The sequence below is a fragment of the Paenibacillus alkaliterrae genome, from assembly GCF_021532375.1.
Taxonomy (GTDB): Bacteria; Bacillota; Bacilli; order Paenibacillales; family Paenibacillaceae; genus Pristimantibacillus; species Pristimantibacillus alkaliterrae.
The window spans coordinates 1-12,842 of sequence record NZ_JAKGAP010000079.1 but is presented as its reverse complement, the minus strand read 5'-3'; the positions used below and the strand labels follow the sequence as shown (position 1 = coordinate 12,842).

Annotated in this window: 14 protein-coding genes and 1 pseudogene; 10 read left to right on the top strand and 5 right to left on the bottom strand. The window is 49.4% G+C overall.

All coding sequences use genetic code 11. The annotated features are described in order from the left end of the window. The first annotated feature begins 120 nt into the window (after window positions 1-120). From L1N85_RS23210 to L1N85_RS23190, 5 genes are all read left to right on the top strand, one after another. Window positions 121-1,188 (top strand): undecaprenyldiphospho-muramoylpentapeptide beta-N-acetylglucosaminyltransferase, encoded by a 1,068-nt coding sequence (locus L1N85_RS23210; RefSeq protein WP_235241428.1) that lies wholly within the window; start codon window positions 121-123, stop codon window positions 1,186-1,188. 198 nt (window positions 1,189-1,386) lie between these two features. Further along, entirely contained in the window at window positions 1,387-2,406 is a 1,020-nt protein-coding gene (locus tag L1N85_RS23205; protein WP_328285273.1) for a LacI family DNA-binding transcriptional regulator, read from the top strand. A gap of 21 nt (window positions 2,407-2,427) precedes the next feature. Beyond that, complete coding sequence (locus L1N85_RS23200) at window positions 2,428-3,591, top strand: Gfo/Idh/MocA family protein (RefSeq protein WP_235241426.1); 1,164 nt, start codon at window positions 2,428-2,430, stop codon at window positions 3,589-3,591. Between the two features lie 45 nt (window positions 3,592-3,636). Next, window positions 3,637-4,359: a ThuA domain-containing protein gene (locus L1N85_RS23195; RefSeq protein WP_235241425.1), complete on the top strand. Its 723-nt coding sequence runs from the start codon at window positions 3,637-3,639 to the stop codon at window positions 4,357-4,359. Window positions 4,360-4,377: 18 nt separating this feature from the next. After that, window positions 4,378-5,478 (top strand): Gfo/Idh/MocA family protein, encoded by a 1,101-nt coding sequence (locus L1N85_RS23190; RefSeq protein WP_235241424.1) that lies wholly within the window; start codon window positions 4,378-4,380, stop codon window positions 5,476-5,478. 160 nt (window positions 5,479-5,638) lie between these two features. Here the strand turns inward: L1N85_RS23190 and L1N85_RS23185 are convergent, their stop codons facing one another. Both L1N85_RS23185 and L1N85_RS23180 read right to left on the bottom strand, forming a co-directional pair. Continuing rightward, window positions 5,639-6,085, bottom strand: coding sequence for an ABC transporter permease (locus tag L1N85_RS23185; protein WP_235241423.1), 447 nt, complete (start codon window positions 6,083-6,085; stop codon window positions 5,639-5,641). Further along, window positions 6,072-6,833: pseudogene (locus L1N85_RS23180) on the bottom strand (CBS domain-containing protein); the annotation flags it as partial. The gene L1N85_RS23185 and the pseudogene L1N85_RS23180, both read right to left, overlap by 14 nt. A gap of 208 nt (window positions 6,834-7,041) precedes the next feature. Here L1N85_RS23180 and L1N85_RS23175 point away from each other — a divergent pair. Both L1N85_RS23175 and L1N85_RS23170 read left to right on the top strand, forming a co-directional pair. Continuing rightward, entirely contained in the window at window positions 7,042-7,602 is a 561-nt protein-coding gene (locus L1N85_RS23175) for a GbsR/MarR family transcriptional regulator (protein ID WP_235241422.1), read from the top strand. 29 nt (window positions 7,603-7,631) lie between these two features. After that, window positions 7,632-8,837, top strand: coding sequence for an alpha-D-ribose 1-methylphosphonate 5-triphosphate diphosphatase (locus L1N85_RS23170; RefSeq protein ID WP_235241421.1), 1,206 nt, complete (start codon window positions 7,632-7,634; stop codon window positions 8,835-8,837). On the opposite strand, the gene sspI is transcribed toward L1N85_RS23170, so the two are convergent. Next, on the bottom strand, window positions 8,831-9,064 hold the full coding sequence (gene sspI / locus L1N85_RS23165) for a small acid-soluble spore protein SspI (RefSeq protein ID WP_235241420.1): 234 nt from the start codon (window positions 9,062-9,064) through the stop codon (window positions 8,831-8,833). The two genes, L1N85_RS23170 and sspI, sit on opposite strands and share 7 nt — an antisense overlap. 135 nt (window positions 9,065-9,199) lie before the next feature. On the opposite strand from sspI, the gene L1N85_RS23160 reads away from it, so the two are divergent. Then, window positions 9,200-9,865: a potassium channel family protein gene (locus L1N85_RS23160; RefSeq protein ID WP_235241419.1), complete on the top strand. Its 666-nt coding sequence runs from the start codon at window positions 9,200-9,202 to the stop codon at window positions 9,863-9,865. Window positions 9,866-9,873: 8 nt separating this feature from the next. Then, window positions 9,874-10,698, top strand: a complete 825-nt coding sequence (locus L1N85_RS23155; protein WP_235241418.1) for a TrmH family RNA methyltransferase — start codon at window positions 9,874-9,876, stop codon at window positions 10,696-10,698. A gap of 171 nt (window positions 10,699-10,869) precedes the next feature. On the opposite strand, the gene L1N85_RS23150 is transcribed toward L1N85_RS23155, so the two are convergent. Together L1N85_RS23150 and L1N85_RS23145 are read right to left on the bottom strand one after the other, a co-directional pair. Then, entirely contained in the window at window positions 10,870-11,034 is a 165-nt protein-coding gene (locus L1N85_RS23150) for an AraC family transcriptional regulator (RefSeq protein WP_235241417.1), read from the bottom strand. Continuing rightward, window positions 11,018-11,329, bottom strand: a complete 312-nt coding sequence (locus L1N85_RS23145; RefSeq protein WP_235241416.1) for a response regulator — start codon at window positions 11,327-11,329, stop codon at window positions 11,018-11,020. Before L1N85_RS23145 ends, L1N85_RS23150 begins: the two co-directional genes overlap by 17 nt. A gap of 49 nt (window positions 11,330-11,378) precedes the next feature. Between L1N85_RS23145 and L1N85_RS23140 the strand changes: the two genes are divergently transcribed. Further along, window positions 11,379-12,674, top strand: coding sequence for an IS701 family transposase (locus L1N85_RS23140; RefSeq protein WP_235241415.1), 1,296 nt, complete (start codon window positions 11,379-11,381; stop codon window positions 12,672-12,674). The last annotated feature ends 168 nt before the right edge of the window (window positions 12,675-12,842 follow it).

The following is a 12,842-nucleotide window of genomic DNA, read 5'->3' as shown; positions in this document are numbered from 1 at the left end:
AAAGCGAAGCAACGCTTGCAGCAGGGGATGCCTTTTGATTATACAGGCTGCGTATGGTGCTAATTTATAGCTTTACTCGTATAATAAATGGATAAATGATGAATAGGTGGCTAGGCATCCATGAAAACAATTATGTTCACCGGAGGAGGATCAGCCGGTCATGTTACCGTTAACTTGGCACTGATCCCCCGATTTCTGGAAGAGGGCTGGACGGTCCAATATATCGGTTCGGAGAACGGTATCGAACGGAAGCTTATCGCCTCCGTACCAGAGGTGAAGTATTTCCCGATTTCGACCGGTAAGCTTAGAAGGTATATGGATATTCAAAACGTCAAGGACCCGTTTAAGGTGGTCAAAGGGCTATATCAAGCCTACCGGTTGATAAAGACGAACAAACCGAATGTTATTTTCTCAAAGGGCGGTTTCGTCTCCGTTCCGGTTGTTATTGGCGCTTGGCTTAACAAGGTGCCTCTCCTCATTCATGAGTCGGATTTAACGCCAGGGCTGGCGAATCGAATCTCGATACCTTTCGCGTCCGGCGTATGCACAACCTTCCCGGAAACGGGAGACATGCTAAGAGGCGGAAAGAGCCGGCACGTCGGCGCGGTCATTCGCGAGGAAGTGAAGCAGGGGAATGCCGATCGAGGCCGAACGTTCTGCGGCTTCACGAGGAGCAAGCCGGTTATTCTGATCATGGGCGGCAGCCTTGGCGCTCGCAAGATCAACCAGACGGTTAGGCATGCGCTTACCCGGCTGTCTAAGTCCTATCAAATCGTACATTTATGCGGCAAAAATCAGGTGGATCCATCGATTACAATGACTGGATACAAGCAATTTGAGTACGTCAACGAGCAGCTGCCGGATGTGCTTGCGATGACCGATGTCGTCGTATCGCGGGCGGGCTCAAATTCGATCTACGAATTTCTGGCGCTCAAAAAGCCGATGCTGCTCATTCCGCTTACGAAGGAACAAAGCAGGGGAGATCAAATACTAAATGCGCAATCGTTCGAGAAATTGGGCTACTGCAATGTTTTATATGAGGAGAAGCTAACGGCCGACACCTTGATTCAGGGCGTCGAGCGCCTTTATGATAATCGGGAGGCATTTGTCGAGAGAATGAGCCTGAGTGAGGATACGGATGCATCAGCTGCCGTATTCGAGTGGATTAATGAAATCGCCAGGAAGTAGCGCGGGCAAGTCTAAATAGCAAATAAGAAAAAGCGGTACTGAACGTTATCTGCAGCGTTCAGGATCGCTTTTTTAATGAGAGGGAAAGAATAGGTGAATCCGTTATTGACGCTAAACCGTTTTCATGCCATAATGTACGCGTGTACATTAAACTGATATTTTGACATTAGCGAATAAAAGCATTACAGGAGGCAATCCATTATTAGCAGGAAAGAAGTTGCGAAGCTGGCCGGTGTCTCTGAGGCGACTGTGTCCAGAGTACTGAACAATGTCGGCCCGATGAAAGAGGAGACGCGCAAGCGCGTGCTGCAGGCGGCAGCGCAGCTCGGCTACGTGCCAAATGCGCTCGCTCAGCAATTCGCCAGGCGGAAAAGCGGCAATATCGGGGTTGTTTTACCGTTCGTGCCGAAGGTCCACTTATTCTCGACCTATTACTTCTCGGAAATATTGAGCGGAATTGGTGAGACGGCGAAGCGCTGCGGCTATGATTTGCTGCTTATTTTCAGAGAGCCGGACGGGGCGAGAGATTACGCAAAGCTATTCCGCACGCAGAAGATCGACGCCTGTATTGTACTTGGCTCGCAAAATGTGCCTGAGGAGCGTGCAGCTCTTGCGGAGCTCAAAGAAGGAGGCTTCCCGTTTTGTCTGGTTAACCAGCGTTATGACGAGGAACAATACGAAACGGTCGATGCTGATCACTTTGACGGCAGCAAGGAAGCGGTCCGCCATTTGGTCGAACAAGGGAAGCGCAAAGTAGCATTCGTAAATGGTCCCGCTCAATATTCCAATAGCGCTGATCGATTGCTAGGCTATAAGGCAGCGCTCTCGGAGGCAAGCATACCATACGAGGAGCAGCTTGTTTATGTGGGCAACTACAGTAGAAAAAGCGGCTATGAGTTGGCAGGGCGCATGGCGGAGGGAATTCATGCAGGCTGCATTGATGCGGTTTTTGCGGGGAATGACCGAATGGCGATCGGGCTTATACAGGGCTTACGCGAACTTGAGCTTGAAGCGGGCCAGCATTATGCTCTCGTTGGCTATGACGACTCCGATGGCTCGCGAATTATTAGCCCGCGGCTTTCGACGGTAGCGGTTCCTTTTTACGAGATGGGGAGAATTGCCGCGGCGCGGCTGCTTGACTCGAGTAGCAGGAATCCGTCCTCGGATACGAATCTCGATATTCTGCCCGTCAGCTTTATTAACAGGGAAACATCTTAAAACATGAGAGGCGGTTATTTAATGGATAAGATTAGAGTTGGTATGGTTGGTTACAAGTTTATGGGCAAAGCGCACAGTAACGCCTATCGCGCGCTGCCGATGTTTTTTCCGGATTCGATTAAGCCGGAAATGAAAGCGATTTGCGGACGCGACCCGGAAGGCCTGGAGAAGGCGCGCGTGCAATTCGGCTGGGAAAGCTCGGAAACCGATTGGAAGAAGCTTGTTGCACGGGATGACATCGATTTGATCGATATTAACGCGCCGAGCGACGCGCATAAGGAAATTGCGCTTGCAGCGGCGGCGGCAGGCAAGCATCTGTTCTGTGAGAAGCCGCTTGCGCTAACGCTTAAGGATTCCCGCGAAATGCTCGAGGCGGCAGAGAAAGCCGGCGTGAAGCATATGGTTGGTTTTAATTACCGGTTCGCTCCAGCCGTACAGCTTGCGAAGAAGCTTGTGGAAGATGGGCGTATTGGGAAAGTCTATCACTTTCGTTCTGTTTTCTTGCAGGATTGGATCATTGATCCGAACTTTCCGCTCGTATGGCGTCTGCAGAAGGAAATCGCAGGCTCCGGCTCGCATGGCGATCTTGGCGCGCATTTAATTGATATGGCTCGTTTCCTGGTTGGCGAGTTCAATGAGGTTATGGGTATGAGCGAGACGTTCATTAAAGAACGCCCGATTGCCTCGGCAATGACGGGGCTTAGCGCGAAGGGCAGCGCGGATGCGCCGCGCGGGGAGGTTACTGTCGATGATGCGACCTTGTTCATGACGCGTTTCGAGAATGGCGCGCTTGGCAGCTTCGAGGCTACGCGGTTTGCTGCGGGCCATCGCTGTACGAACAGCTTCGAAATTAACGGCAGCAAAGGCAGCATCAAGTTTGATTTCGAGCGCATGAACGAGCTTCAGGTTTATTTTACGGACGATGCTGAGGATGTTCAAGGCTTCCGACGCGTGCTTGCGACGGATCCGGCGCATGCGTATATGGACGCTTGGTGGCCTGCCGGACATACGATCGGTTACGAGCATACGTTCACTCATGAGATTCATGAGCTGATGCAGGCTTTCGCGGAGGACCGCCAGCCAGTGCCGAACTTTGTGGACGGCGTGAAGTGCCAAGAGGTGCTTGAGGCGGTAGAACGTTCAATCGAGGAGCGCCGCTGGGTTTCCATTAACGAATTAGCTTAGTCAGCTTATAAAATAAATCGGTTAGCGGAGAGGCTGGTAGATGAGATGAAAAAAGCTTTAATCGTATGGGGCGGTTGGGACGGCCATCAGCCTAAAGAGGTCGCGGAAATATTCCGCGAGGTGCTCGCTGCAGAGGACTTCGAGGTGGAGGTGTCTGACACGCTAGAAGCTTTCGCCGATGCAGAAAAACTAAAGGGACTGGATCTGATCGTTCCCGTATGGACGATGGCCCGTATCGATCAGAAGCTGGTGGATAATGTATCCGCTGCCGTGCAAAGCGGGGTTGGACTTGCGGGCTGCCATGGCGGCATGTGCGATTCATTCCGCGAAAACGTGGACTGGCAATTTATGACCGGCGGCCAATGGGTCGCGCATCCGGGCAATGACGGCGTGGAGTATACCGTTAATATTAACAATTCATCAAGCCCGCTCACTGAAGGGATCGAGGATTTTGTTGTGAGCTCGGAGCAATATTATCTGCATGTCGATCCTGCAGTTGAAGTGCTTGCCACGACTCGTTTTCCCTTAACGCCGGGACCTCATTCCTTGAACAAAGCGGTCGATATGCCGGTGGTTTGGACCAAACGTTGGGGAGTAGGACGGGTTTATTACAACTCACTGGGCCATCATGCGGACATTATGGAGATCGCGACAGTGAAGGAGCTTATGCGGCGCGGCTTCTTGTGGTGTGCGGAGGGTAAAGCTAAGGCTGCAGCAGCAGGCTCAGGCGTAGCAGCTTACAGCGGCATGGCGGATAATCAATTATAGGACGAGGGACTGACAAACATGGAAAAAATAAAAGCAGGCATTATTGGGACAGGCAATATTAGCGGCATTTACTTTGATAACGGCAATCGCTTCGATGCGCTTCATGTTGTAGCTTGCGCAGATTTGGACGTGGACCGCGCGAAAGCGAAGGGCGAGGAGTTTGGCGTTCGCGGTAGCTCAGTGGAGGAGCTGCTGGCCGATCCGGAAATTCAATTGATTATTAATTTGACGATCCCTCAGGCTCACGCTTCCGTTTGCTTACGCGCGCTAGAAGCGGGTAAACATGTTTATGTGGAAAAGCCGTTCGCGGTTACGCGCGAGGAGGCGCAGGAGGTATTGGCGCTTGCGGAGAAGAAAGGATTGCTAGTTGGCAGCGCGCCGGATACGTTTCTAGGCGGAGGCATTCAGACGAGCATTAAGCTGATCGAGGACGGCTGGATCGGCACTCCGATCGGCGCTACCGCATTTATGGTAAGCGGCGGGCACGAGTCCTGGCATCCGGCTCCTGATTTTTACTATCAAAAGGGCGGCGGCCCGATGTTTGATATGGGACCTTATTATTTGACGGCTTTAGTGGCCATGCTTGGACCGATTACCCGTGTAACAGGCTCGGCGCGTATTTCATATCCAGAGAGAATGATTACAAGCCAGCCGAAGTACGGACAGAAAGTCCAGGTTGAGGTGCCGACGCACATAGCCGGCGTTATAGATTTCGCATCCGGCCCGATCGGCACGCTGCTCACAAGCTTTGATGTCAAGGGCGGGTCAATGCTGCCGCGTATTGAAGTATACGGCAGCGCGGGCACAATGCAGGTGCCGGACCCTAACACCTTTGGCGGCCCGATCCGTATATGCCGCGCCGGCTCGAAGGAATGGTCGGATATTCCTCTAACTTTCGGATATACGGAAAATGCCCGCGGCGTTGGAGCAGCCGATATGGCCAAAGCGATTCAAACCGGCCGCAAGCATCGCGCGAACGGGGAGCTTGCTTATCATGTTCTTGAAGCGATGCACGGCTTCCATGACGCTTCGGAGCAAGGCGTGCACTATACGATGAAGAGCACATGCGAGCGTCCTGCTCCGTTGCCGCTTGGCTTGCAGCCATTTTGCTTAGACTAATGAAATAGAAAAGCTTTCTAAGTAGAACAAAAAAACAGAGCGGGAATCGCTCTGCTTTTTTTGTTCTATTATTATTCGAGCCAAGCATCTACTTTGTCCTTGTTCTGCTCCACCCATGCTTTAGCCGCCGCTTCAGGCGTTTGGCCTTCCTATATTTGAATCATAACTGCGGCCATATCGTCCGTCGACCAGTTGAACTTATCGAGAAATGCGTAAGCCTCCGGTCGATGAAATGACGCCGGGTACAACACCGAGCGAGAAAAAGGTGACGGCTGGTAGCAAATAAACGAATGCCGGCATCGTCTGCATGAAGTCGAGCACGGGCGTCACAATTTTCTGAATGCTGTTTTTGCGTGCGCAGGTTTTCAATGATCAGCAGGCCGAGGAGTGTGAATAACGCCATTTTCCATTTGCCGATAAACCATGCGAGAGCGGTAAATAATAGGATAAGAACGAGAACCGGAATCCAGTTCAGTACCGCTTCGAGTCCGTTAACAGTCTCGCCGACGACAAGCCGAATCAATTGGAACAGCGGCTCAAAATTTGTTTCAAGCCAGCTCTCCAGCCATTCGATCCAGTCGGCGAGCGGTATATTAGGCAGATTCATGCTGATCACCAACCTCTAACAACGAATTTCCCGATAAAGCCGCAAGTACGGCGCCTTTGATCACGATCCCCTTTAACCGGCCGCTCTCATCCGTTATGGAGACGGGGAATCTGGAATTGCTCATTAGTTCAAATAATTCATGAAGCAGCGTCTCCGGCACAGCGGTCGGCGCTTCCCGATCCATCGCTTCCTCTAGCTTGAGCCCGTTCTTAATCGCATTTGAAGCATCATCCGCCGTAATGACGCCGAGCAGGCGCATTCCCTTGTCGACCACGTATAAGCTGGAAACACCGCGGTCCCGCATAAATTGCAAGGCAACGCGAGGTCCTTTTTCCAGCGTTATCGTCTCGGCCTTCACCATGACATGCGAAGCGGTAAGCACCTTGGACAAATCGACGTCTTCGACGAACCGCTCCACATATTTGTTGGCGGGCTGCATCAATATTTCTTCGGGCGAGCCGATTTGGACGATGCTGCCGTCTTTCATTAGGGCGATTTGATCGCCAATTCGCAATGCCTCATTTAAATCGTGAGTGATAAATACGATCGTTTTTTTCATTTTCGACTGCAGCTCAAGCAGTTCGTCCTGCATATCCTTGCGGATAAGCGGGTCGAGCGCGCTGAATGCTTCGTCCATTAATAGCACATCCGGATCGTTTGCGAGCCCTCTAGCGAGTCCGACACGCTGCTGCATGCCGCCGCTTAGTTGATCGGGACAGCTGTTCTCCCAGCCTTTTAACCCGACGAGCTAAGTCTAGCTGGTTATCTTTGTAAAGGTCAAAAGGCGTGAGTTGTCGTATACTTTGTACAGTTTTAACTTTACGTACTTTATATACCGTATTCTCGTGATAACTCCCTTTTTCATGCAAACAGTATTCTTTACATATAGCGAAGCATTTGTTTACAATACTTGTAGCAGCATTGATAGTGGTATTTCACTCCTTGGGAGGAAAGATATGAATGAACTTGAGGCCTTAACAGACGAGCAGAGAATGAAGCTGCACAACACGCGCAGACGAGTTATTGAATCAATTGGTAAAAATATGGATTTATACGGCATTACGTTATCCATTGGCCATTTATACGGAAATATGTATTTTAATCAGGAGCCGGTAACGCTCGACGAGATGAGCGAGACGATGGGCATGAGCAAGACGTCGATGAGCACGGGTATGAGGACGCTGCATGATTTGAAGATGATTAATAAAGTATGGGGCAAGGACTCGCGAAAGGATTTGTACGAGGTGATGCCGGACTGGCATAAAAATTTCGCGGACTATTTCACGATCAAGTGGAGGAAGGCCGTTGAACAGAACATGAGCGCGCTGTCTCGTTCTATAAAGGAGATCGTTGAGCTTAAGCAGCAATATGCCGACGATACTGATTTCGTGCAGATTTTAAATAGCGATACGCAAAAGATCGATGAAGCGTTGAAGTATTACAACTGGCTGGAACGGCTGATTGACTCGTTCGAAACCGGCGAAATATATCGTTTTATTCCGAAAGAAGAAGCATAAAACAAATGGGTAAGGGGACGACCGAATCGATGAGTGACCACATGTTGACTAGCATTGACCCTTTGATCGTATTAAACGGAAATGTAGTGCTTCCGAATGAGGTTGTTCAGGCTGCGGTAGCTGTAAAAGACGGTCTTATTGAGGCGGTTCTTTCCGATGCTGCGGATATTGAGGAATGGCTCCGGATTCATCCGAAGGCAACGATTCTGGATGCGCAGCAGCGTTATGTGCTGCCAGGCTTGATCGATATCCATTGCGACGCCATTGAGAAAGAAGTGCAGCCGCGGCCGAATACGCTGTTTCCGTTAAATATGGCATTGCTTGAGTTCGAAAGGAAGCTGCCGGTACATGGCATTACGACGATGTATCACTCCCTGTCTCTGGGCGTTGGATTAAGCTTGCGCGGCGATCATTTGCTAACGGGAATGGTCGAGCATATACATGGTTATCGCAGCAGGCGTTCCATGATTCGCAATCGAATCCATTTGCGGTTCGAGATGTCTCATTTGGCTGGGATGCCTATCGTAGAACGATATTTGAAGGAGAAGACTATCGATTATTTATCGTTTATGGATCATTCTCCCGGGCAAGGACAATATCGTGAGCCGGGCTCATTCGAACGTTACGTGATGAAAAATCAGGGCGTGAATGCAGATGAGGTACGCATCATTGTGGAGGAACTTATTGAACGCAGGCAGCAGGTGAACCGTGAGCATTTGCTTCGGCTGAGCAGTCTCGCAGCAGCGAATGGCATAGCAATCGCTTCGCATGACGATGACTCGGTGAAACAGGTTGAGGAGTCGATTGAACTCGGCGTTTCCGTCTGCGAATTCCCCATTAATTTAGAGACCGCGATCCATGCGGTCAGCAAAGGACTGCGCGTATGTGTCGGCGCTCCGAATGTCGTAAGAGGCGTGTCGCATGATAAAAATATGCGGGCAGTCGATGCCATTCATGCGGGAGCAGCGGATATTTTGTGCTCGGATTATCATCCTTCGTCGATGCTTGCAGCCGTGTTTAAGCTGTTTGACGAAGGTACGGCTGCTTTGCCTGCGGCTGTTCGCATGGCGACGCTGCACCCGGCGGAAGCATTGGGCGCCGATAGCGAGCTTGGCTCCATCGAGTCAGGCAAAGCGGCCGATCTTATCGTTGTGGGTCGTTATGATAATCTGCCGTGGGTTACATCTGCCATTGTTGGAGGCAAACCTGTTTATGCAGCGGCAGTTCGTTATTGAGACGGATTAGCGTTCTCGGAGTGGTGAAGATGTTTATACAGGGAATCCACCATACGGCTTTGCTCCGGCTCGGATGATTGCTGCCAGATCATTTCAAACAGCACCCCAAGTCCAGGCAGAGCTCGCTCGTCGGCTCCAATTGATTCTTCGATGACCTCCGACAGCTCTTGGGTTGAGTTTTCTTGCACTCGCATAACGATCGCTTGCCGCAAATCTATAGTTTGCATCTTGAATAACCTCCTGCCGCATTCGAATTTACTTATTTACTTTGTCCACTGGCCATGTTTTTCATCCTAATAAGCCGGCTATGTTATACTGTGGAGATACTGCAAAAATCATCCTGTAAGGAGGATTTCATAACGATGGCGAAGAAACAATATGCGGTAATTGGTATGGGACGTTTTGGCTCCAGTGTAGCTAAAGAGCTAACGCAGATGGGCTTTGAAGTGCTGGCAATCGATTCAAGCGAGCAGCGCGTTCAAGAGGTAGTTAATACGGTTACTCATGCTGTGTCAGCCGATTCGACCGACGAGGAAGCGCTCAAGGCACTTGGCATTCGGAACTTTGACGTCGTTGTTGTGGCAATCGGACAGGATATTCAGTCGAGCATTCTAACGACGCTCATCTTAAAGGATCTTGGTGTAAAGACACTCATCGTTAAAGCGCAAAATGAACTTCATGGCAAGGTCGTTCATAAAATTGGCGCCGATAAGGTCATATTCCCGGAGCGGGATATGGGTCTTCGTGTAGCGCATCATCTTGTTTCACCGAACATTCTTGATTATATCGAGATTTCCGATGATTACAGTATCATTGAAATCAAAGCGCCTGAGCAGATGATCGGGAAAAGCTTAAAGCAGCTTGATATCAGGGCCAGGCATAAATGCAATGTCATGGCGATCAAAACGGGTTCCACAATGAATATCGCTCCTTATGCGGATGACCTAATCAACCCTGAGGACGTCATCGTTATCGTAGGTAAAAATTCGGATTTACAAAACTTAGAAATCGCTTATTCGGAAGGTTAACGCTAACTATGAATGAACAAATTGATCAACTGATCTCATCCGTACAAAATGAAAAGGTCAAGCAGTGGGCATCGTTGCTGGACAAGAAATACCGGGACCGCTCCGGACAGTTCCTCATTGAAGGCGTTCATCTCGTTTTGGAGGCGCTGAAAGGAACGACTCAAATCGCGACAATCGTATACGATAACGAACGCGGTATCCCTGCTGAGCTTAAATATAAGCGGGAAACGAATGATACGCCGGTCACGCTAGGAGTGGAATGGGTACAAGCCTCACGTGCCGTGATGGCCAAATGTACGGGAACGGATACTCCTCCTCCGGTATTTGCGGTTTTGTCCAAGATTGCCGCGGATAAAAAGGCGCTCTACCGCGACAAATGTCTCGTCGTGGTATTGGACGGGGTTCGCGATCCAGGGAATGCCGGCACCATTATTCGCAGCGCTGACGCGGTAGGTGCGGACGCTGTCGTGCTTGGCAAAGGCTGCGTCGATCTATACAATCCGAAGACGGTTCGTTCGACGATGGGTTCCTTGTTCCATTTGCCGATTATTGAGGCGGATTTAATGGAGCTGCTGCCTGAAGCCAGGGAAAGGAACGTGAAGCTGGTCGGGACAAGTCTGCAAGCGGAGCATACTTGTTACAGCTATGACTGGACCCATCCTACCTGGCTGCTCCTCGGCAATGAGTCGGAGGGCTTATCCCCTGCGGTTAGAGAGCAGGTCGACGAATCGGTTATTATTCCTATGGCAGGGCAAGCAGAATCTCTTAACGTGGCAATGGCCGGGACGGTTTTGTTGTATGAGAGCTTGAGGCAGCGGAAATATGATTCTTGATAATCTATTTTATAGTGTGGGTTATAACGTAGATTGAGACTGCTGATAAGATCTTGCATTCAAGAGAGCATTTGCCGTTAATGTGTCAGATTAAAGGCTATCCCAAGTTACAGAGCTTGTTGGATAGCCTCTTCGCAATTTCTTTCTATTGCTCTATTAATGAAGCACCTTTCAAATGCCTGCACGGTCATTTTTTAACCGGAATTCGTTAGGGGTCATGCTAAAATGCTTTTGAAATACTTTGGAAAAATATTTTGGGTCGACATAGCCGACCTGCTCACAGATTTCGTATATTTTCAGTCTCGAATGTTTTAGCAGCTCACAGGTTTTCTCCATTCGAACCGCTAATCAGGATGACTTGCGTATTCGGCATTTCTTCATAAATATATTGAAGCAGCTGCAGTTCATCCATATCCGACATGCGGATATCTGATATGACGAGGCTGATCGGTTCAGCCTCCAAATATCGTATGGCGTCGTAACCATTGTGGGCGATTGCGACGACATCGATGTTCCGCTCGTCCCATTCCTCCATAGAGCTCAAGCTGTTCGCAATGATCCATTCGTCGTCGACGATTAATAACTTGAGTGTTGCGAAAATATTGCTGTCGACTAACAACGGATAAGGCAATAAATTGAGATGTTTCGTCGAATGAATAAACAGAAGAAGGACATCACCCTTGGATAGAGAAATTGTTGTTCACCACAAACCACAATTTCCAAGAAAAAGGAGATGTCCCACTCTCATGGTATCCCTCTACTTGCCTATCGTCAAGTTCATTTTAGCTTTGAAGCTGGAATTTTCTAAACCGCAGCTTGGTCATCTGTTTACTCTCGTTCAAGGCATCATTCTTTGTGCCGGTCATAAAAATATTACACAAATTCAGCAAGCTGCCCGAGGAGATCGTCACCTCAGCAATGTCACGAATTTTTTGAATCATTCGCCATGGTGCGTCAATCGTATGCAGCGTAGACGTATGCAATTCGTAATGGATAAGATTCGCACGAAGCGAGCAAAGAGCGGTGACTCTCGGCAACTTGTATTCTTCATCGTGGACGACACATGCTGTAAGAAGGAAACTTCAACGAAGAAGATGGAAGCCCTCAGCTTTCAATATTCACACGAAGCTGGAAAATCAGTGTGGTGCCACTGCGTTGTCAGTGCTCACGTTGTAAGCCAAGAATGCTCTTATGCTTGGGATTTTCGCCATTATTACCGCGAAGAATATTGCGATGCACACCGTCTATCATTCAAAAGCAAGAACGATCTCGCCATTGAAATGATCGAAGCATTCCCATCTACACAGGATCAGCAGGTTTACGTTCTTATGGATAGCTGGTATACCAGTGAGAAGGTCATCAATGCCTGTAATCGCAAGGGATTTCATGTCATCGCCGCTGTAAAGACGAACCGTCTTATCTGCGTGAGCGGCATAACCATTTCCATGGCTGACTTCGCTGTCCAGTACCTTCGCAAGTCTGACCTACGCTCCGTTACAGTGGAAAGTTTGGGAACGTACTGGGTTTATGAATATGAAGGTCCATTAAGTGAAATGGAAAACGTTAAAGCTTTGCTGTCTTGGAAAGATGAATATGTCGATTCGAGCAAACCCCAGGTTTGTCTCCTATGCACGGATTTAAGCTTGGATCTCGTTACCATCCAACGCTATTATCACGTGCGCTGGAATATCGAAACCGGCTATCGCTATTTCAAAGAACGGCTAGGCTTTGACCAATATCAGTTGCTCTCATTTGTAGGTATTCAGCGGTTTTGGGCCATTCAGTTTCTGACGCAGAACTTTTTAGAATCACAGCGCCAGGATTGGAAGAAGAACGATAGGCATCTCACGCTTGGAGATGTGGTGTATCGCATTCGGCAAGAGTATTTCGGGCAAATCATCGTCTATGTGTACCAACAAGCCTTGGAGAAGAAGCCGTTATTCGACATCTTAAAGCATCTCAAGATACCCGCCTAACTTGCTGTTATCTAGCGCCTACTACAGGTCTGCCTATTAACGCCCTCTGATAGCGAATTCGCAAGAGTCAAGTTAATAAGATAAAGCGTTCCGACGGCGGCACCCGCCTGCCCGCAACGACCGGTATACTACCCGTATTGGACAGTGAAAAAGCAGGCCAGATACAAT